The organism is Gilliamella sp. CG35 (assembly GCF_046635745.1).
Classification (GTDB): domain Bacteria; phylum Pseudomonadota; class Gammaproteobacteria; order Enterobacterales; family Orbaceae; genus Gilliamella; species Gilliamella apicola_I.
Genome location: NZ_JBIDFH010000021.1, coordinates 1 through 20125 on the forward strand (window position 1 = coordinate 1; position 20125 = coordinate 20125).

The following is a 20125-nucleotide window of genomic DNA, read 5'->3' on the forward strand; positions in this document are numbered from 1 at the left end:
GATTTTAAAAGATTTAATTCTTGTTTTTGACCTTTTTCTTTTAAAATTTAAAATAAATAAAAAAACAAATAAAAACGTTGACTGAAACGAAAAAAAATGGATAATAAGCAGTGTAAGGATTTTTCATTGTTTTCTTTCCTTATATTCCTTATATTTCATGTTGGCCTGTATATTTATATGCAGGTCTTTTTTTTTGCTTAAACTTCTTATGAAATCATCCCTTAAAAGGTATAATGTATAAATATATATACCATTTGTTTACAATTCTATTGTTAGACGAATTAATAAAATTTAATAAAGAGGATTTTATTATGTCATTTAGTATCCCACATCTTTTAGTCTTTCTTGCTGTTGTCGTCTTGTTATTTGGTACTAAAAAACTACGAAACTTAGGATCTGATTTAGGTTCGGCGCTGAAAGGGTTTAAAAAGGAGATGAGTGAAGATATTGAATCTAAGAATGATCCTAAATTAGATAATAAATAATTGAGCTATGAGAATTCAATTTGATGTCGCCATTGTTGGGGGTGGCTTAGTAGGTTTGGCAACGGCTTGTGCTTTAAGTCATTATGATTTGAAAATTGCCATTATTGATAAAAATATTCACCAACATGAAAGTTTGCCAAAGGATAAGATTGGGGTCAGAGCTTCAGCGCTAAATGGTGCTAGCCAGCGCTATTTTGCTCAAATTGGTGTATGGAATGCACTTTGCTTAAGTGGTCGTGTGCAAGAGTTTACTGAAATTGATGTGTGGGAAAAGAATGGGCAGGCTCATTTATCAGCACAGGCTAAGGATTATGGTTATCAAAATTTAGGTTATATCATTGAAAATCACGTTATGTCTCATTATTTATATCATTATGCTTTAGCTAGTAACAACATAACGATTTATAGTCAAGAAGTGATAGATAGTGTATTCGATGATAATAGTGCTTTTTTGACCTTGGCAGATCAGGTTACTTTACCAGCGAAACTTATTATTGGTGCAGATGGTGCAAATTCATGGATTCGTCAGCATGAAAATATTTCGGTTTTAGAACGTAATTATATTCATCACGCACTTATTACAACCGTTGAAACCGAATATCCTCATCATGCTTGTGCAAAACAAATTTTTTATCCCAATGGTATTGTTGCCTTTCTTCCCCTTTATCATCCTAATAAAAGTTGTTTAGTATGGTCAACTAAACCTGATAATGCAGCTAATTTAGCTTTGTTATCTGAAACCGACTTTTCTCATCAATTATTTCAATTAACAGGTGATAAAGTAGGTTTTTGTCAGTTGGTTAATCCGAGAATGATATTTCCCTTGAAAGCACGGTTTGCCAAGCAGTTTATTAAACATCGTTTAGTTTTAGTTGGCGATGCAGCGCACACAATTCATCCTTTAGCCGGGCAAGGCGTCAACTTAGGTTTTCAAGATTCGGCCTTGTTAGTATCGACAATAAAAAAATTAATTGATGCAAATCAGGATATTGGTTTAGTCAGTAATCTAAAATCATTTCAGTTTACGCGTCGTAAAGATGCGGTGGTGATGTTAACTGCAATGCAAACTATTCAAGATATGTTTAATGGGGATAATTTATTCAAGAAGGCACTAAGAACGGTAGGCATGAATACTATTGATTATTGTTCTCCATTAAAAAAACAGTTAATTAAATATGCCATGAAGATATAAATTTGCTGATGTTTATTATCCTGTAGCGTGTGCTACAGGAAGTAAAATTTTAGCTTAAGTTATTTAAAGGCGATTTGATAAGATGCCGGAACAAATGGCGATGAAGGAATACGTAAAGGCCAATATGGATCATTTAATAAGCCTCGACCAACAGCTATCAAATCTGCATCACCTCGGCTTAAAACGTAATCGGCTAAGTAATGATCCTCAAGCATACCAACAGCTATTATTGGCAAATCTATCGATTGTCTGATAGCGCTAGCCAAGTAAACTTGATAACCGGCATGAAAATCAGGGGTGTGAGCTGGATCAAGTTGTCCGTCACCGCCACCACTCACATCTAAAACGTCAGCGCCCGCATCTGCAAAACGTTTAGCTATTTTGCATCCATAATCAATACTATATCCATCTTTACCATATTCTTGCGCTGAAAACCGAATAATTAACGGCATGTCAGGTGGCATAACCGATTTAGCGGCTTTAATAACTTGTTCTCCAAAGAGTAACTTATCTTGACCATATTCATCGGTTCGTAAATTGGTTTTAGGTGAACTGAATTGATGTATTAAGTAACCATGTGCGCCATGGATTTCAATTGCATCGAAACCAGCTTCAACGGCCCGTTGGGTTGATTCTTTAAATTTTTGAATAATGTCAGCGATTTCATTTTTTGATAATTCTCTTGGCATTTGATATTGCCACTGTTTATTGGCTTCGTTAGTGCCGTCATAAAGAAGGGGAGAGCAAGATACCACATCATCAGCTCCCAACGCTTTTCGACCTGCATGGGCAATTTGAATGGCTATTTTACCATTTTGGGCGTGAACGGCATCAACAATGCGTTTAAACTGATCACGTTGTTCATCATTCCATAAGCCTAGACAATTTGGCGAGATTCGTCCATTTGGTGCAACATTCGTCATTTCAACAATAATTAAACCAACGCCCCCAACAGCTCTTGAAACGTAATGAACAAAATGCCAATCATTTGGTAAACCATCTTTAGCTTGATATTGACACATTGGAGGCATAACAATACGATTTTTTAATGATAATTTTTTAATCGTAAAAGGCGTATTTAAATAAGATATTTTAGCCATATAGAATTCCTTAAATTATTGGTGAACAATAGATTCTCAACTTTTTGTGAAGAATAATTAAGCTATAATATCGCTAATTTAACCGATAGTTAACCAACCGATCAATTTTAAGCTCATTTAATCAATCATGAATTCAATTGCTTCAATAAATTGTAAATGGGTGTTGCTAAGCCAATTTTCGCATTTTCTGTTGTTAAGTTATACCAATAGCCATTACTTTCATCTAAATATTTCGTGTTGTTAACCATGATGCAATGAATCGGTATGATATCTAAATGAAAATGGCTAAAAGTATGGCGAAAAGAAATCAATTGTTGTGGTGGAGTTGTTTGAATTCCACAATCGTTTAGCCAATTGATTAATGCTTGCTTTGTAGCAAATTGTGGTGGGCAATATAAACCGCCCCAGATACCCGATGGCGGTCGTTTTTCAAGCCATATACTCTGGTTGTATTCTAGCATCAAAAAATAAGCCGATTTTTCAGGAGTTGTTGTTTTCGTTTTTTTGGTAGGATATTGTTGCCAACTGTTTGTTTGATAAGCGATACAATCACTTTGTAGTGGGCATAAGTTACATTTAGGTTTGGTGCGAGTGCAAACCATTGCGCCTATATCCATCATCGCTTGATTAAATTTTGCTACATCATGCTTTGGTGTGACCTGTTCGCTCAATTGCCAAAGTCTGTTTTCAATGCTTTTATTGCCAGTCCAACCTTCAACAGCAAAAAAGCGTGTTAAAACCCGTTTTACATTACCGTCTAAAATAGGGTAATGTTGGTTTTGAGATAGCGACAAAATTGCGCCAGCAGTTGACCGCCCAACCCCGGGTAAGGCAACGACATCATCAAATAAAGTAGGGAAGTGACCTTTAAACTTGTCAGTAACCATTTTCGCCGCTTTATGTAAATTACGGGCTCGAGCATAGTAACCCAATCCAGTCCACAAATGTAACACATCATCAATCGGGGCGTGTGCTAAATCGGTTATCTTCGGAAAATGCTCAATAAAACGATTGAAGTAGGGGATGACAGTTGCAACTTGAGTTTGTTGGAGCATCACTTCAGACAACCAAACATGGTAAGAACTTTTTTCAATTTGCCATGGTAACGTTTTTCTGCCGTACTGTTCATACCACTTGAGCACGGCATTTGAAAATTTTTGCATAATGTCAATAATATATTACATGAGAGAAGAAATGGAATCACTTGGATAGCAGCCAAGCACTTTGGTGTATAAGGTAATAGCTGAGAGTTCCTTGAGCGCAGTTTGCATTTCATGAGAATTTAGATTACCTTGTAGATCGATATAAAACATCTCTTCCCATGGCGTACCATGGATTGGTCGAGACTCCAGCTTTGTCATGACAATGTTGTGATTGCGCAATACTAGTAATGCATCAACTAAAGCCCCAGCTTGTTGACCTGTTTTCATTAGGATAGTTGTTTTAGCAGGTATCTGATTTGAAACGTCAACAGGTTGTCGAGCTAACACAATAAAGCGAGTGATATTTTCTTTTTGATTAGCAAAATCATGTTCAAGTACTTGTAGTCCATATAATTCACCGCCATCTTTGTTACCCATTGCTGCAACATTTGGCTTATTGAGGCTTGCTACCATCTCCATAGCTGACGAGGTACTGTCGCAATAGACAATTTTCCAATGAGGTGATTTTTCTAAAAAGTTACTGCATTGTTGAAATGGTTGTGGATGACTATAAATAGTGTCAATTTGCTCCAGTTTGGCATCAGCAACAGCAAGTACGCAGTGATCTATAGGTAATGAAAGTTCACCAATGATATGTAAATTGGTTTTTTGTAAAAGATCATAAACTTCATTAATCGAACCAGAGCTTGAATTTTCGATAGGTAAAATACCAAAATCCACCACTCCTTTTTCGACTTGCTCAAAAACATCTTTAAAGGTTGAACAACTAGATTCCGTCATTTCTTCAAAGTGAGCACTCGCATAACGTCGCGCAGCAGAGTGGGAGTAAGAGCCTTTGGGCCCTAAAAAAGCAACTTTTGCCGTCGCTATGGTGTTGTGATTAAGTTTTTCTTGTAAGATCTTTTGTTGTAGTAGAACGGAATCTTCAATAATAACCTGATATAGACGTTTTATTAAAATATCATCAAGATGATAGTCTTTTCCTTGATGAATAAGTGAATTGATTAATGAGCGTTCACGTTCTAAATCACGCACAGGAATGTTGGCTTCAATTTTTGTTTGAATGACTTGTGTTGAAATTTGGCGACGTTTAGCTACAAGCTCTAATAATTTCGCATCAATTTCATTAATTTTATCTCGCAAGGGTAGTAAAGGATTAACAGTCATTTGGCTTAATTAAGTAAAAAATAGATGTGTAATATTATAACAAGCAAAAAAATAAAGGCACTATCAAAGTGCCTTTTAATTTATTTGTGATCATCTATTTTCTAAACTTGCTCTTCCAGTACGGCTCCTTTGATGCTATCAAAGGCTCGGCGAGATTCCCCTTTATGCTGAATCTTATTGAGTTGTTTTTCGAGTTTTCCAATAAGATCATTAATTGCTGCATACATATCAATGTGTTTAGCTGAAGCAACTAACGGTGTGCCTTTGGTTGCAATGGTGGCATCAATAATAAATCCATCAGGTTCCTTCGATAATATAAAGTGAGGGTTGATTAACAGTGCTCTCCATTTATCTAGTTTCGAAAACTTATCTTCAAGATAACGACGAATTGCAGGAGTAATGTCCATTTGTTTACTGGTAATACTTAACGTCATGATTGACCTCCACTATGTTTACTAAAAAGTTTACTAAAAAATTCGCTAACAAATTGAGCTAACTCAATGGGGGATTTCTACCTCTACATTGGCAAATTATTGCAGTTTCGTCAATCAGTTATTTATTTATTCTGTAAATTTTGTGATTAACATTCAAAATAATTTCTGCTGATTTTAATCAATCAGATTTCAAATCTGCATTTTGCCATCTTTTTCCTATATACTGTTAACTATTTGGTTCTAATAGGAACTCGATACTTTTTAATGAGGATATTGTGAATTATTTAGATAACGTGAAGATTGTTTTAGTTGAAACTTCGCATACTGGTAATATGGGTTCAGCCGCTAGAGCAATGAAAACAATGGGATTAACGCATCTTTGTTTGGTTAACCCAGTAATAAAACCAGATTCTCAATCTATTTCTTTAGCAGCTGGAGCGAGTGATATTATAAAACAAGCCCAAATTTTTTCATCTTTGGATGAGGCGATTGCAGATTGTCGGTTAGTGATCGGGACTAGTGCTCGTCCTCGCAGTTTACAGTGGCCGAATTTAACACCAAAAGAGTGTGGCGATAAAATTATTCAAGAAGCATCTAATAATGATGCAAATGTTGCTTTGGTTTTTGGTCGTGAACGAGTGGGATTAACTAATGAGGAGTTGCAAAAGTGCCATTATCATGTTGGGATTCCTGCAAATCCAGCTTATAGCTCATTGAATTTGGCGATGTCAGTACAAGTGCTTTGTTATGAAATACGAATGTCGATGTTAAATATTGGTTCTGTTTTAACTGAACAAGAGGCTGATATAAATAGTATTGAGTTTCCCAAAGATGAAGACATCGAACGTTTCTATCAGCATTTAGAACAAACTTTGTTGAAAACTGAATTTATTAATGCTAATCACCCCGGTCAAATTATGGGGCGCTTACGTCGGTTATTTACTCGCGCACGGATTGAGCAACAAGAGTTAAATATTTTACGGGGTATTTTAACGTCAGTGGATAAAAAATTAAGATAGATGATTATCAACACCCATTTTTAAATGGGTGTTTTAGCTTATATCATCAACTTTTTTTGCGCCAAGTCGTGCCATTCGCACCATCTTCAAGCACGATATTCATAGCATTTAGTTTATCTCGGGCTTCATCGGCTAACGCCCAATTTTTACTGGCGCGGGCTTCATTACGTTGTTGAATCAAAGCATCAATTAAGGTGCTATCAACATCGTCTTGTGATTCGCCTTGTAAAAATTTGACTGGATCTTGTTCTAATAAACCTAGAACAGCGGATAAATAGCGTAATTCGGCTGCCAATTCATTGGCATGCGCCATATCATTTTCCGCTTTTGCTTTATTAATTTCACGCGCGAGATCAAATAGTGTGGAATAGGCTTCAGGTGTATTAAAGTCGTCATTCATTGCTTGACAGAATTGACGGTAATAATCACTGTCTGGTGTGTTATGAGGATGATTAGGATCGGTATCCCGTAAAGCTGTATATAAACGCTCTAGTGCCATTCTGGCTTGTTTTAGATTTTCTTCACTATAGTTGAGTTGACTGCGATAGTGACCTGACAATAAGAAATAGCGAACTGTTTCTGCATCATAATGCTTTAATACATCACGAATCGTGAAAAAGTTATTTAGTGATTTTGACATTTTTTCTTGGTCAATCATTACCATACCCGAATGCATCCAATAATTTACATATTGTCCATCATGAGCACAAGTTGATTGAGCAATTTCATTTTCGTGGTGTGGGAACATCAAATCAGACCCACCACCATGAATATCAAAATGATTACCCAATTGGTAACTATTCATTGCTGAACATTCAATATGCCAACCAGGACGACCTTTACCCCATGGTGAATCCCAACTTGGTTCGTTTGGTTTAGACATTTTCCATAACACAAAGTCCATTGGATTGCGTTTTACATCAACAACATCAACACGGGCACCCGCTTGTAGCTGTTCTAAATTTTGACGAGATAAAATACCATAATTAGGATCACTATCGACGGAAAACATTACATCGCCATTATCAGCAATATAAGCATGGTCTTTTTTTATTAACTCTTCAACCAATTCAATAATTTGTTGCATATGTTGAGTTGCACGAGGTTCAACGTCAGGACGTTTAATATTCAATGCATCAAAATCAGCATACATCTCTTGTAACATACGTTCGGTCAATTGTTCACAGGTTTCGCCATTTTCAAGGGCTCTTTTAATGATTTTATCATCAATATCGGTAATGTTACGGACATAAGTTAAGTCATAACCTAAAAAACGCAGATAACGAGAAACAACATCAAATGCGACAAAAGTGCGCCCATGACCAATATGACAAAGATCGTAAATCGTCACACCACAGACATAAAGCCCGACTTTATTGGGGGTAATGGATTGAAATACTTCTTTTTCTCGAGATAATGTATTGAATATTTTAAGCATTCTAGTTTACTATTTATTAATAAGTGATTTTGGAGATTAATATAACAAAAATCGCCATATGACGAAATTACTTATTCACATCTTTACAACGAAAATGAAAGGAATCTAATTTATGTCATTCGGTTTTTTGATGCTACAAGCGTAGGTTTAAAAGCGGTGAGTATGGTAACTGATGCTAAACCAAAAAATAAAATTCATTGAATTATCGATAAGAATTATTTTGATAATTGCATTAATTAATTGGCGGAAGAAATCCGCCAATTTTGATTTGAAACGAATTTTTTATCTGAAAAGACGATAAAGATAGATTAATAAAATCGCCCCTAATACTGAGATAAACAAACTTGGGAAATTGAATCCAGTGACGCTTCCCCAGCCGAAGAAAGTACTTATATATCCTCCTACCAAGGCTCCCGCGATACCGAGTAGAATGGTTTTCACCACCCCAACACTGCCTAGAGGCATGAAAAATTTAGCAATCCAACCGGCAATTAATCCTAGAATAATCCAACTTATAATACCCATGATAATTTACCCTTATTTTGTTGTATTTAATGTTAGTTTACAGATGTAGTAAATTGAATTAAAAAAAGTAATACACTTTTTAAACGTATAAATTACTAATAACAAAACTAGATGAAGATTGATGACAATTGATAAATAGAGAACAGTTTTATGAACGTACGGCATAAAATAATTTAGCTATATTCTATAATTTTTTTTATTAAATGTTTAGATATTTTATTAAGCTTTACAATTTATTTTTTAGCTTAGTATGGATTTTATCTTGAACTAGCAGATAAAGAGGAAGAGATTATCTTCCTCATAGAGAGTATTATTCAAAAATTGTTTTGTGGAGAATTTTAATGATGTCTTCCGCATCATTACTTCTTGATAATAAACAAAGGTTATGCGTGCTAGCACCGTAACAGCAAAGTCGAATGATAAAATCATCTAAGACACCAAATACTTCTTTGGCTATACCTTTGGTTGAAGTCAGTTTATTACCAATAATGGCAATTAGAGCTAAATCTTCTTCAACATCGACATGGCAAAGTGTGGAAAGCTCATCAAATAGTGCTTTAGTTAATAAACTGGTGCCATTGGTGTTGGTTCCTGTCGTATCAATGGTTAATGCAATGCTGACTTCTGACGTTGTGACTAAATCAACAGAAATATTATGTTTAGCCAGTATTGTAAACACATTCGCTAAAAAGCCTTGTGCATGTAACATATTTAAACTAGTTAACGTAAGTAAGGTTTGTTTGCGGCGCAATGCTAATGCTCTAAATGATGGCAGATCGGATTTGATACTGTTGGTATTATAAACAATTGTTCCGCCTGCTTGTGGCGCTTTACTCGACCCGACAAATACAGGGATATTGCTTCGAACAGCTGGCACCAGTGTTGCAGGATGTAACACTTTAGCGCCAAATGTTGCCATTTCAGCCGCTTCAGCAAAAGAAATTTCGTCAATGCGTTTAGCGGATGGCGCAATTCGAGGATCGGTAGTATAGATACCTGCAACATCTGTCCAAATATCGATTTGTGTTGCATTTAATGCTTCACCAAGCAAAGCGGCAGTATAATCGCTACCACCTCGACCTAAGGTAGTGGTTTTACCGGTGCTTTCAGAACCAATAAATCCTTGTGTAACAATAATGTTATTGGCATACAATGATTTTAAATGTGCACAACAGAGTTGTTTAATATCTTCAATTATTGGTGTGGCTTTACCAAACTTATTATCCGTCCGCATGACTTTACGCACATCGAACCATAACACATTTTTCTGTTTTTCTTTCAATATTTCTACAAAAAGTTTAGAAGACATAATTTCGCCATGACTGACAAGTTCGTCGGTTAGGGCGGATGATGTAGCGAGACTAGCGGCTTCTGATAAAGAGGCAATATTAGCAATTATCTGATCTATCTCAGCACGTAATGTAGGATTTTGAGGAAGTTGTTCTAAAATACTATATTGAATAGATTGAATTTTCGCGATGTGTTGTGCTCTTACTTCAGCATCTCGCCCTTCAGCTAAAGCTACTAATAAATTTGTAATACCTGCAGAGGCAGATAATACCACAACTTTGACATTCGGATTGGTGACAACGATATTTGCACTGTTTACCATAGATTGGTAATCGGCAACACTGGTACCACCAAATTTAGCAATTACAAATGATGTTTCCATGAATTCCTCATATTAAAAATTATTATTTTTAACAGAGTTAGAGCGAGGTCATGACTTATTTACCGTTAAGGAAAATGAGTAAAACCCTGAAGCGCTCCACCTGTTAGGGTGACAACCCAAGGGATTCAGCCCTTGCAGTCGATCTAACTGAGTTCTGGATTATCAATTAAATCTCGGCATTACATCCCCTCAATCATTTATAAACGGTTCCAGCCCCTAAAATAATCTACCTGAGTAATGCGCCTCTTCGTTCTTGTGATTTAAATTACAAAATCAGTATGTATAGAATTAACGATTCTGTTAATTGTGTCAATAGGTTAAATATTAAAAATTCAAATAATAACAAAAAAGTTAACTGATCAGTTTTTATAATTCCTGTTCAAATAGCTCAAGAATAATTTGATATAATTTTTTCACCGTACATCCTTTCGTTGGTGTACTGAAAATTGTATCATCGCCAGCAATGGAACCTAAAATACCTTCTGATTTTCCGATTGAATCAAGTAATCTTGCGATAAGTTGCGCAGCGCCTGGGCTAGTTCGAATGACGACCATTGAACTATTATAATCAATGTCTAAAACCAAATTTTTTAATGGGCTGCTTGTCGTTGGAACACTGATTTCAGCGGGTAAACAATAAACCATTTCCGATTTGGCATTTCGTGTTCTCACGGCACCAAATTTAGTTAACATTCTTGATACTTTAGATTGATTAATATTGTCAAAACCTTGATCTTGAAGAGCTTGAACAATTTCAACTTGTGAACTAAATTTTTCTTGACTTAGCATCTCTTTAAATACGCGAGTGAAATCATCTTGTTTCATAGTGTTCCTTTGGATTAAATGTTTTACTGTTTTGACATTCAATTTTATTTATAAACATTGCTTAAAATTTTAAAATCAATCAGATATAACAATATAGAAGTCAGAAGTTATCTTTTATTGCACAAAAACTTTTATCGAATGGAGAAATAAAAGCAGTTTATTTTATTAGATAATTATGCATCAAAGTTGCATAAAACTAAAGTTTCTATTTTACAGGTTTATTCGGTCGAAAAGCTTTAACAACATGTTCATGTGTTTCGATGTATGGTCCTTCTAGTAGCTCAATACAGTAAGGCACACTGGCAAAAATACCATTTACAATCACATTCCCAGCATTATCTTTCACACCTTCTAATGTTTCTTGAATAGATTTAGGTCTGCCAGGTAGATTCAGAATTAAACATTTGTTTCGTATTGCACCGATTTGTCTGGATAGAATTGCAGTGGGCACAAAATGCAAACTAATTTGACGCATTTGTTCACCAAAGCCAGGTAAAATACGATCGGCTATCGCTATTGTTGCATCGGGTGTGACGTCTCTTAAAGCTGGCCCTGTTCCGCCAGTTGTCAGTATTAAATCACAATGTAATTTATCCACCAAATCGCATAAGGTTTGTTCAATTAACGGTTGTTCATCAGGGATAATACGCGGTAGGGTTTCAAACGGGGTTTTTAATGTTTTTGTTAACCAGGTAATTAAAGATGGAATTCCTTCATCTTCATATACACCATTAAATGCACGGTCTGATACCGAAACCAACCCAATCTTAATCATAATATTCTTTCCTTACTTAATGATTTATTTTAACTTAACTTAGTTTAAGCGTTTGTGAGTTGATTTTAACAAACATTAATCTTTTTTATGTTTTGTTAATGGGGTGCCATATAATCAATTCAAATAATGCTAAAAAGCGCTTTACAATGAATAATTATATTGTCAATATTAATTCACATCAAATAGGATTTTATAGCAATTTAATTATAAAATATTCAATTAGGATACATCCATGTCATCTATTCCTGCACTTGAGTTAATTGAACTCAAAAAAATTTATAAAAATGGTGTAGAAGCATTAAAAGGTATTAATTTAACTGTACAAGCTGGTGATTTTTATGCACTGCTTGGGCCTAATGGTGCTGGAAAATCCACTACGATTGGAATCATAAGTTCTTTGGTTACCAAAACATCGGGTCAAGTTAAAATTTTTGGATTTGATTTAGATAAAGATATTGTCAACGCCAAAAGGCAGTTAGGGTTAGTGCCTCAAGAATTTAATTTCAATCAGTTTGAAGAAGTACTGCAAATTGTTGCAAACCAAGGTGGATATTACGGATTACCCCGTAAATTAGCACTTGAACGTGCTGAAAAATATTTACGTATTTTAGATCTTTGGGATAAGCGTAATAGCCGAGCAGGTATGTTATCAGGTGGCATGAAAAGACGACTCATGATAGCAAGAGCATTAGTTCATGAACCTAAATTATTAATTCTTGATGAACCAACGGCAGGGGTTGATATTGAATTACGACGTTCTATGTGGGATTTTTTAAGAGAAATCAATCGTCAGGGTATTACGATTATTTTGACCACACATTATTTAGAAGAAGCAGAAATGTTATGTCGGCATATTGGTATTATTCAACATGGTGAACTCATTGCTAATTCCTCTATGCGTGATTTACTGGCGAATAGTCAATCTGAAACGATTATTATCGATTATTTACCAACCAGTCAGCCTATAGTTTTAAACGATTATGCATTTACCAATGTAGAGCCAGGCGTGTTGGAAGTTAAAGTCGATAAACAGCATGGATTAAATCAATTGTTTGAGCAACTTAATCAACAACAAATCAAAGTTATCAGTATGCGCAATAAAACCAATCGACTTGAAGAGTTATTTGTTGATTTAGTGCGTAATGATACTCAAACAAAAGGAGCCGATAATGAATAACTTATACTGGATAGCCCTAAAAAGTATCTGGCGTAAAGAGGTGATACGATTTTTAAGAATTTGGATTCAAACCTTAATTCCTCCTGTTATAACTATGTCACTTTACTTTATTATCTTTGGCAATTTAATTGGGTCACGAGTTGGCAATATGGGTGGTCATAGTTATATGGCATTTATTGTACCGGGATTAATTATGATGTCGGTAATTACCAACTCTTATACAAATGTTTGTTCATCATTTTTTAGTGCTAAATTTCAACGTAATATCGAAGAACTTTTAGTTGCACCTGTACCAACACATATCTTAATTTGGGGATTTGTTGGTGGTGGCGTTATTCGAGGTATTTTAACTGGTGCTTTAGTGACAATGGTATCCCTTTTTTTTGTGACTTATGAAGTTCATTCTTGGGTATTCGTTATTTTCACACTACTATTAACTTCAATACTATTCTCGTTAGCTGGACTGTTAAATGCAGTTTATGCTAAAACATTTGATGATATTAGTATTGTGCCAACATTTGTGTTAACGCCATTAACTTATCTTGGGGGGGTATTTTATTCAATCACGTTACTGCCAACATTTTGGCAATGGGTATCTAAATTAAATCCTATTGTCTATATGATTAATGGTTTTCGTTATGGTTTTCTTGGTACCACAGATGTTTCACTATGGATCACTTTTTCAATGCTTATCTTGTTTGTGGTGATTTTATATATCGCTGTGTGGCGTTTGATTGAAAGTGGTAAAGGATTAAGAAGTTAAGCAGTAAAAATAACACCGCCGACATAAGTCGGCGGATAAGTAGAACCGTTAAGTTTTATGTTAATGATTGGACAAATCAAGCAATTAACACGCTAAAATAACAATATATTGTCGAGATTAGACATTAATGGACTACTCATAAATACCTAGTTTTTTCTCTAAGTAATGGATATTTGTTCCACCTTTTTGGAAGTTTTTATCATTCATAATTTCAATGTGAAGATCAATATTGGTTTTGATACCATCGATAACGAGTTCAGCTAACGCATTTTTCATACGAGCGATCGCCACTTCACGAGTTTCACCATAGGCAATTAATTTACCAATCATTGAATCATAATATGGTGGTACGGTATAACCAGCGTAGATATGAGATTCCCAACGAATACCAAACCCACCCGGCGCATGAAAACGAGTAATTTTACCCGGTGATGGCATAAATGTTTTTGGATCTTCTGCGTTAATTCTACACTCAATCGCGTGACCTTTAATATGAATATCACTCTGTTTGATTGAAAGTGGTTTGCCAGCGGCAATTAAGATTTGTTCTCGAATCAAATCAACGCCAGTTATCATTTCAGTTACAGGATGTTCTACTTGAATACGCGTGTTCATTTCAATGAAGTAAAACTCGCCATCTTCAAATAAAAACTCAAATGTACCTGCGCCACGATAACCAATCTCAATACAAGCATTAACGCAACGTTCCCCGATAAATTTACGCATTTTAGGCGTAATACCAACAGCAGGAGCTTCTTCTACCACTTTTTGGTGACGTCTTTGCATTGAACAATCGCGCTCACCTAAATAAACTGCATTACCTTGACCATCAGAAAGCACTTGTATTTCAATATGACGTGGATTTTCAAGGAATTTTTCCATATAAACCATATCATTATTGAAGGCAGTTTTGGCTTCTAATTTGGTCATTTTAATGGATTGTTCTAGATCTTTTTCATCACGAACAATACGCATACCACGACCACCACCGCCACCTGAGGCTTTAATAATGACGGGATAACCTATTTTTTTGGCTATCTGTTTATTTGTATCAATATTATTGCTCAATGGACCATCAGAACCAGGTACACAAGGCACACCTGCTTTTTTCATGGCTTCAATCGCAGATACTTTATCACCCATTAAACGAATCGTGTCTGGTTTTGGACCGACAAAAATAAAACCAGAACGTTCAACTTGCTCTGCAAAATCAGCATTTTCTGATAAGAATCCATATCCAGGATGAATCGCAGCTGCACCGGTAACTTCGGCCGCTGAAATTAATGCCGGTATATTAAGATAGCTTTTGGCAGACGCTGCAGGACCGATACAGACAGTTTCATCTGCAAGTAAGACATGTTTTAAATCTTTATCTGCCAAAGAATGAACAGCAACAGTTTTAATGCCAAGTTCTTTACATGCACGTAATATACGTAGCGCAATTTCACCGCGATTAGCAATAAGAATTTTATCAAGCATATTCAATCTCTTAATCGTAAAAATTAATTAATAAATTCTGATTATTCAATAATGAATAATGGTTGATCAAATTCAACGGGTTGACCATTTTCAACTAAAATAGCTTTAATAGTCCCAGCTTTTTCTGATTCAATTTGATTCATCATTTTCATCGCTTCGACAATGCAAAGTACATCGCCCACATTCACTGTTTGCCCAACTTCAACAAACGCTTTTGATTCAGGGCTAGGTGTACGATAAAAAGTACCAACCATTGGGGATTTTATTGTTGTTCCAGAAACAGCAACAGGCTCGACTTCATTAGCCACTTCTCCATTAGAAGAAGCTGATGTTACTACAACAGGAGCAGCTTGAGGAATTTGAATATTTTGCACAGGCGCAGAATAGCTTGTTGTTGCCACTGAACGGCTAATACGTACTGATTCTTCACCTTCAGAGATTTCAAGTTCTGAAATACCTGACTCTTCAACTAACTCAATTAATTTTTTAATTTTGCGTATATCCATGAATTACACCGTGTTTATTTGATATAAGTAACAATTAATTAATGCATCCTTAATATCTTAAAAGAAATCTTTTAACGTGATAATAAGGCAGTAACTCAACATTAACGCCGCAGGATACACTGTAAAATATAATTTGTCATTATATATCTCCTTTACAATCTATTGCTATACTATTTTCTAGGTATTATTTTATAATTGCGATACAATATTATAACTCAATTATTATTGAGGCTTGCTATGGAATTGACAGACTAAATAAGATATTATTTTGACCGATTTTACAAGAAAATTATATTTTATAATTAGCTTGCTTCAAACTCTAAATATACTTAAACAAGATTAATTCTAGGAAAAGTTTTTATTATGTTCAAAAAAGTTCGCGGCTTGTTTTCAAATGATTTATCTATTGATTTAGGTACAGCCAATACACTTATTTATGTAAAAGGGCAAGGGATCGTATTAAACGAACCTTCCGTTGTTGCCATTCGACAAGATCGTTCTGGAACACCGAAAAGTGTTGCTGCTGTCGGACAGGCTGCGAAACAGATGTTAGGGCGTACTCCAGGTAATATTGCAGCTATTAGACCAATGAAAGATGGTGTTATCGCTGACTTTTCTGTCACAGAAAAAATGTTACAGTATTTTATTCGCCAAGTGCACAGCCATAGCTTTTTAAGGCCTAGCCCGCGTGTTCTTGTTTGTGTGCCTGTTGGGGCAACACAGGTTGAACGTCGTGCTATTCGGGAATCGGCATTAGGGGCAGGTGCCCGTGAAGTCTATTTAATTGAAGAACCAATGGCAGCCGCTATTGGTGCAGACTTACCCGTCTCGTCACCAACGGGATCGATGGTGGTTGATATCGGCGGCGGAACAACAGAAGTTGCGGTGATTTCCCTTAATGGTGTGGTTTATTCTGCTTCTGCTCGAATAGGTGGTGACCGATTTGATGAAGCTATTATCAACTATGTTCGTCGTAATTATGGTGCTCTCATTGGAGAAGCAACAGCCGAAAAAATTAAACATTTCATTGGTAGCGCTTATCCGGGCGATGAAGTTCTTGAGATTGAAGTTCGTGGTCGAAATTTAGCAGAAGGTGTTCCTCGTAGCTTTACGTTGAACTCGAATGAAATTTTAGAAGCGTTACAAGAACCATTAAGTGGTATCGTGAGTGCTGTCAAGGTCGCTTTAGAGCAGTGTCCGCCAGAGCTTGCTTCTGATATTTCTGAACATGGTATGGTATTAACAGGTGGTGGTGCGTTATTACGTAATATCGATAAATTGTTAGCCGCTGAAACGGGTATCCATGTTGTTGTCGCTGAAGATCCGCTTACTTGTGTAGCACGAGGCGGAGGAAAAGCACTGGATATGGTTGACATGCATGGTGGTGATCTTTTCAGTGAAGATTAAGATTTGTCTTAGTTACCATTTCATTTAGTGCAATAAAGTGGTAAATTATTCAATATCATACTTTCTTATCCGTCGACATTGTCGACGGAGTCACATCTTTGTATCAATAGCGCTTAAGTATATAACAGGTAAGTATTGAACAATGAAATTACTTTTTTCTAATCGTTCACCGCTTAGTGTGCAACTATTTATTTCTATGGCACTTGCTTTAATTTTAATAGTTTTTGATGTTAATTATCGTCCATTTAAAGAAATTCGATATTATCTTGATACTATTATTTCGCCACTTTATTACATTTCTAATTCACCGGCAGCATCGTATGATTCACTCTATGAAATGTCGAAATCCAGAGAAGAATTAGTCAATGAAAACGAAAGATTATCTGAAGAATTATTAAATAAAAAAGCTGATCTGCTATTACTTGCACATTTAAGACACGAAAATAATCGATTACGGGAATTATTGAAAGCACCTTTATGGCATGAAGAGCATAAAATGGCTGCTCAAGTTTTATTAGCTGATACTAATCCTTACGCTTATCAGATCGTTATCAATAAAGGGCAACATGAAGGAGTATATGTTGGGCAACCTGTGATTGATGAAAAAGGTATTGTTGGACAGATTTATGAGACAGCTCAAAACACGAGTCGAGCTATTTTAGTTTGTGATTTTCAACATGCCATACCTGTTCAAGTGCAAAGAAATGATATTGCTATGGTTGCTGTCGGTAATGGATGTAATAATGATTTAACACTCGATTTTTTACCGAATAATGTTGATATTAAAGTTGGTGATGTTCTTGTCACATCGGGGCTAGATGGTCGATTTCCAGAAGGCTATCCTGTTGCGGTAGTAAGTTCAGTTAAAATTGATATCAGTGATTCATCACCCATTATTTCAGCTACTCCGACTGCTGATTTAAAACGACTACGTTATCTATTACTATTATGGGGCGATCAAGGAGAACAACATGAAAAACCCTAGAGGAATACTGGTTATTTGGATAACGTTATTTTTAGGTTTATGTTTACAAATTATACCTTGGACACCATCTTATAATATATACAAGCCACATGTACTAATGCTCTTTTTAGCTTATTGGTTAATTGCGCTTCCGCATCGTGTTGGTATAGGGACAGCATTTATTCTAGGCATTATTATGGATCTCTTTTCCGGTACGATAATCGGTATCCATGCATTTATTTTTTCTATTATTGCTTATTTACTGATTTTTAAATACCAGTTGATACGTAATTTAGCATTATGGCAACAATGCTTTATTATTTTTGGCATATCAATTTGTTATAATTTATTGATGTTTTTATTTCAGGTCAGTATTTATCATACTATAACAATGTCCCCATTAAATTTACTATCAAGCTTTGTTGACGGAGTATTATGGATAGTAATTTACCTATTTTTACGACTAGTGAGACGAAGCTTTGCGATCAATTAATTAGCGATCTATTTAACAGGAATCTTTATGTCAGTTGAACTATTAATGAACGTAACACCTTCTGAAACTCGTGTCGCTTATATTGAAGATGGTGTATTACAAGAAATTCATGTCGATCGTGAATCTCGGCGTGGTATTGTTGGAAATATCTACAAAGGTAAAGTGATCCGCATTTTACCTGGCATGCAAGCAGCATTTGTTGATATTGGTCTTGAAAAAGCAGCCTTTTTACATGCTTCAGACATTATGCCTCATACGGAATGTGTATCGGATACTGAGCAAGAGCAATTTCAAGTTAAAGATATTTCTGAACTTGTTCGCCAAGGACAAGACTTGATGGTACAAGTCGTTAAAGATCCGTTGGGAACAAAAGGGGCAAGGTTAACTACAGATATTACATTACCTTCTCGTTATTTAGTATTAATGCCCGGTCCAAACTCAGCTCACGTGGCGACTTCTCAACGTATTGAAAGTGAAGAAGAACGAGATAGACTTAAAAAAATTGTTGAACAGTATGTTACCGATCAAGGTGGTTTTATTGTTCGTACGGCAGCTGAAGGTGCAAGTGCGCATGAATTAGAACAAGATGCTAATTTTCTAAAACGACTGTGGTCAAAAATACAAGAGCGTATGGCTAGGCCAATCAGTAAAAATCTGGTTTACGGAGAACTACAACTTTCTCAGCGTGTATTACGTGATTTTGTTGGCGATCCTATTGAGCGCATTTTGGTTGATTCAAAATTAACGTATGATCTATTAGTTGAATTTACGCAAGAATTCATGCCTGAAGTTACTGATAAGCTAACGCACTATCGAGGTAGTGCGCCAATATTTGATCTCTATGATACAGAAAACGAAATTCAACGAGCACTGGATCGTAAAGTTAAATTAAAATCAGGTGGTTATTTAATTATCGATCAAACCGAAGCCATGACGACAATTGATATTAATACAGGCGCATTTGTTGGGCATCGCAATCTTGAAGAGACAATTTTTAATACGAATATCGAAGCAACTATTGCTATTGCGCGTCAATTACGATTACGTAATTTAGGTGGTATTATTATTATCGATTTTATCGATATGCAAGAAGATGTCCATCGAGAACGAGTGCTCCAATCACTACAAGATTTTTTAGCCAAAGATAGAGCAAGAACGACCGTAAATTCATTTTCGACTTTAGGCTTAGTGGAAATGACGCGTAAACGTACTCGTGAAAGTTTGGGGCACATTTTATGTGAAGAGTGTCCAGCCTGTAAAGGTCGCGGTATCGTCAAATCCGTAGAAACCGTATGCAATGAAATATTGCGTGAAATTGTCCGTGTTCATAAAGCACATCGTTCTGAATACTTATTGGTTTATGCGTCTGCAGCGGTTGCTAATGCTTTAAATAATGATGAATCACATGCTTTAGCAGAAGTGAAAGTGTTTGTTGGTAAACGTGTTGAAGTCAAAGTTGAACCGCTTTATATTCAAGAACAATATGATGTGGTATTAATGTAAAGCTTCAAAGCCTTGAGATATTAATAATTAACAATATA

General features: G+C 35.6%; 20 protein-coding genes and 1 riboswitch. Of the genes, 9 read left to right on the forward strand and 11 right to left on the reverse strand.

The genetic code is table 11. The features are described 5' to 3' along the window. The first annotated feature begins 311 nt into the window (after positions 1-311). Both tatA and ACGH4F_RS09115 read left to right on the forward strand, forming a co-directional pair. On the forward strand, positions 312-485 hold the full coding sequence (gene tatA / locus ACGH4F_RS09110; protein WP_411590960.1) for a twin-arginine translocase TatA/TatE family subunit: 174 nt from the start codon (positions 312-314) through the stop codon (positions 483-485). Between the two features lie 7 nt (positions 486-492). Further along, positions 493-1677 (forward strand): FAD-dependent monooxygenase, encoded by a 1185-nt coding sequence (locus ACGH4F_RS09115; RefSeq protein ID WP_411590962.1) that lies wholly within the window; start codon positions 493-495, stop codon positions 1675-1677. A gap of 59 nt (positions 1678-1736) precedes the next feature. Here the strand turns inward: ACGH4F_RS09115 and ACGH4F_RS09120 are convergent, their stop codons facing one another. From ACGH4F_RS09120 to raiA, 4 genes are all read right to left on the reverse strand, one after another. Next, a complete protein-coding gene (locus tag ACGH4F_RS09120) occupies positions 1737-2777 on the reverse strand; it encodes an NADH:flavin oxidoreductase/NADH oxidase (protein WP_411590964.1) in 1041 nt (346 codons plus the stop codon). Positions 2778-2902: 125 nt separating this feature from the next. After that, entirely contained in the window at positions 2903-3940 is a 1038-nt protein-coding gene (mutY, locus tag ACGH4F_RS09125; RefSeq protein ID WP_411590966.1) for an A/G-specific adenine glycosylase, read from the reverse strand. Positions 3941-3955: 15 nt separating this feature from the next. Beyond that, entirely contained in the window at positions 3956-5107 is a 1152-nt protein-coding gene (pheA, locus tag ACGH4F_RS09130; RefSeq protein WP_411590967.1) for a bifunctional chorismate mutase/prephenate dehydratase, read from the reverse strand. Positions 5108-5208: 101 nt separating this feature from the next. Next, positions 5209-5541: a ribosome-associated translation inhibitor RaiA gene (raiA, locus tag ACGH4F_RS09135; protein WP_065558752.1), complete on the reverse strand. Its 333-nt coding sequence runs from the start codon at positions 5539-5541 to the stop codon at positions 5209-5211. Positions 5542-5873: 332 nt separating this feature from the next. On the opposite strand from raiA, the gene trmJ reads away from it, so the two are divergent. After that, on the forward strand, positions 5874-6560 hold the full coding sequence (trmJ, locus tag ACGH4F_RS09140) for a tRNA (cytosine(32)/uridine(32)-2'-O)-methyltransferase TrmJ (protein WP_411590978.1): 687 nt from the start codon (positions 5874-5876) through the stop codon (positions 6558-6560). 46 nt (positions 6561-6606) lie between these two features. Here trmJ and cysS read toward each other — a convergent pair whose 3' ends face one another. The 5 genes from cysS to mog form a co-directional block, all read right to left on the reverse strand. Beyond that, positions 6607-7998 carry a cysteine--tRNA ligase gene (gene cysS, locus ACGH4F_RS09145; RefSeq protein WP_411590969.1) on the reverse strand — a complete coding sequence of 464 codons (1392 nt, stop codon included), beginning with the start codon at positions 7996-7998 and terminating at the stop codon, positions 6607-6609. A gap of 282 nt (positions 7999-8280) precedes the next feature. Further along, on the reverse strand, positions 8281-8523 hold the full coding sequence (locus tag ACGH4F_RS09150) for a GlsB/YeaQ/YmgE family stress response membrane protein (protein ID WP_065558750.1): 243 nt from the start codon (positions 8521-8523) through the stop codon (positions 8281-8283). Between the two features lie 310 nt (positions 8524-8833). Next, entirely contained in the window at positions 8834-10195 is a 1362-nt protein-coding gene (lysC, locus tag ACGH4F_RS09155) for a lysine-sensitive aspartokinase 3 (RefSeq protein ID WP_267359467.1), read from the reverse strand. A gap of 81 nt (positions 10196-10276) precedes the next feature. Continuing rightward, positions 10277-10451: riboswitch (Lysine riboswitch) on the reverse strand. Between the two features lie 110 nt (positions 10452-10561). Next, entirely contained in the window at positions 10562-11020 is a 459-nt protein-coding gene (gene argR, locus ACGH4F_RS09160) for a transcriptional regulator ArgR (protein WP_267359469.1), read from the reverse strand. Between the two features lie 205 nt (positions 11021-11225). Next, positions 11226-11795 carry a molybdopterin adenylyltransferase gene (gene mog, locus ACGH4F_RS09165; protein ID WP_267359471.1) on the reverse strand — a complete coding sequence of 190 codons (570 nt, stop codon included), beginning with the start codon at positions 11793-11795 and terminating at the stop codon, positions 11226-11228. 232 nt (positions 11796-12027) lie between these two features. Here mog and ACGH4F_RS09170 point away from each other — a divergent pair, with 232 nt between their 5' ends. Beyond that, positions 12028-12972, forward strand: coding sequence for an ABC transporter ATP-binding protein (locus ACGH4F_RS09170; protein WP_267349700.1), 945 nt, complete (start codon positions 12028-12030; stop codon positions 12970-12972). Next, positions 12965-13735 carry an ABC transporter permease gene (locus tag ACGH4F_RS09175; RefSeq protein ID WP_267349698.1) on the forward strand — a complete coding sequence of 257 codons (771 nt, stop codon included), beginning with the start codon at positions 12965-12967 and terminating at the stop codon, positions 13733-13735. Before ACGH4F_RS09170 ends, ACGH4F_RS09175 begins: the two co-directional genes overlap by 8 nt. A 132-nt stretch (positions 13736-13867) precedes the next feature. On the opposite strand, the gene accC is transcribed toward ACGH4F_RS09175, so the two are convergent. After that, entirely contained in the window at positions 13868-15214 is a 1347-nt protein-coding gene (gene accC / locus ACGH4F_RS09180) for an acetyl-CoA carboxylase biotin carboxylase subunit (RefSeq protein WP_065558744.1), read from the reverse strand. 41 nt (positions 15215-15255) lie between these two features. Beyond that, positions 15256-15720 carry an acetyl-CoA carboxylase biotin carboxyl carrier protein gene (gene accB, locus ACGH4F_RS09185; protein WP_065558743.1) on the reverse strand — a complete coding sequence of 155 codons (465 nt, stop codon included), beginning with the start codon at positions 15718-15720 and terminating at the stop codon, positions 15256-15258. Positions 15721-16083: 363 nt separating this feature from the next. Between accB and ACGH4F_RS09190 the strand changes: the two genes are divergently transcribed. The 4 genes from ACGH4F_RS09190 to rng all read left to right on the forward strand — a co-directional run bounded on the left by ACGH4F_RS09190 (position 16084) and on the right by rng (position 20087). Next, entirely contained in the window at positions 16084-17127 is a 1044-nt protein-coding gene (locus ACGH4F_RS09190) for a rod shape-determining protein (RefSeq protein WP_065558742.1), read from the forward strand. Between the two features lie 142 nt (positions 17128-17269). Beyond that, complete coding sequence (mreC, locus tag ACGH4F_RS09195) at positions 17270-18112, forward strand: rod shape-determining protein MreC (protein WP_065558741.1); 843 nt, start codon at positions 17270-17272, stop codon at positions 18110-18112. Then, a complete protein-coding gene (mreD, locus tag ACGH4F_RS09200) occupies positions 18099-18584 on the forward strand; it encodes a rod shape-determining protein MreD (protein ID WP_267349693.1) in 486 nt (161 codons plus the stop codon). Before mreC ends, mreD begins: the two co-directional genes overlap by 14 nt. A 27-nt stretch (positions 18585-18611) precedes the next feature. Then, positions 18612-20087, forward strand: a complete 1476-nt coding sequence (rng, locus tag ACGH4F_RS09205; protein ID WP_267349692.1) for a ribonuclease G — start codon at positions 18612-18614, stop codon at positions 20085-20087. The last annotated feature ends 38 nt before the right edge of the window (positions 20088-20125 follow it).

Excerpts from the sequence above, each read along its gene's own strand:
- trmJ (WP_411590978.1), top strand. The coding sequence starts at position 5,874 with ATGGGTTCAGCCGCTAGAGCAATGAAAACAATGGGATTAACGCATCTT.
- lysC (WP_267359467.1), bottom strand. The coding sequence starts at position 10,195 with ATGGAAACATCATTTGTAATTGCTAAATTTGGTGGTACCAGTGTTGCC.
- ACGH4F_RS09190 (WP_065558742.1), top strand. The coding sequence starts at position 16,084 with ATGTTCAAAAAAGTTCGCGGCTTGTTTTCAAATGATTTATCTATTGAT.
- ACGH4F_RS09120 (WP_411590964.1), bottom strand. The coding sequence starts at position 2,777 with ATGGCTAAAATATCTTATTTAAATACGCCTTTTACGATTAAAAAATTA.
- ACGH4F_RS09175 (WP_267349698.1), top strand. The coding sequence starts at position 12,965 with ATGAATAACTTATACTGGATAGCCCTAAAAAGTATCTGGCGTAAAGAG.
- mutY (WP_411590966.1), bottom strand. The coding sequence starts at position 3,940 with ATGCAAAAATTTTCAAATGCCGTGCTCAAGTGGTATGAACAGTACGGC.
- ACGH4F_RS09150 (WP_065558750.1), bottom strand. The coding sequence starts at position 8,523 with ATGGGTATTATAAGTTGGATTATTCTAGGATTAATTGCCGGTTGGATT.
- mog (WP_267359471.1), bottom strand. The coding sequence starts at position 11,795 with ATGATTAAGATTGGGTTGGTTTCGGTATCAGACCGTGCATTTAATGGT.
- raiA (WP_065558752.1), bottom strand. The coding sequence starts at position 5,541 with ATGACGTTAAGTATTACCAGTAAACAAATGGACATTACTCCTGCAATT.
- ACGH4F_RS09115 (WP_411590962.1), top strand. The coding sequence starts at position 493 with ATGAGAATTCAATTTGATGTCGCCATTGTTGGGGGTGGCTTAGTAGGT.
- accB (WP_065558743.1), bottom strand. The coding sequence starts at position 15,720 with ATGGATATACGCAAAATTAAAAAATTAATTGAGTTAGTTGAAGAGTCA.
- cysS (WP_411590969.1), bottom strand. The coding sequence starts at position 7,998 with ATGCTTAAAATATTCAATACATTATCTCGAGAAAAAGAAGTATTTCAA.
- accC (WP_065558744.1), bottom strand. The coding sequence starts at position 15,214 with ATGCTTGATAAAATTCTTATTGCTAATCGCGGTGAAATTGCGCTACGT.
- mreC (WP_065558741.1), top strand. The coding sequence starts at position 17,270 with ATGAAATTACTTTTTTCTAATCGTTCACCGCTTAGTGTGCAACTATTT.
- ACGH4F_RS09170 (WP_267349700.1), top strand. The coding sequence starts at position 12,028 with ATGTCATCTATTCCTGCACTTGAGTTAATTGAACTCAAAAAAATTTAT.
- rng (WP_267349692.1), top strand. The coding sequence starts at position 18,612 with ATGTCAGTTGAACTATTAATGAACGTAACACCTTCTGAAACTCGTGTC.
- mreD (WP_267349693.1), top strand. The coding sequence starts at position 18,099 with ATGAAAAACCCTAGAGGAATACTGGTTATTTGGATAACGTTATTTTTA.
- argR (WP_267359469.1), bottom strand. The coding sequence starts at position 11,020 with ATGAAACAAGATGATTTCACTCGCGTATTTAAAGAGATGCTAAGTCAA.
- pheA (WP_411590967.1), bottom strand. The coding sequence starts at position 5,107 with ATGACTGTTAATCCTTTACTACCCTTGCGAGATAAAATTAATGAAATT.
- tatA (WP_411590960.1), top strand. The coding sequence starts at position 312 with ATGTCATTTAGTATCCCACATCTTTTAGTCTTTCTTGCTGTTGTCGTC.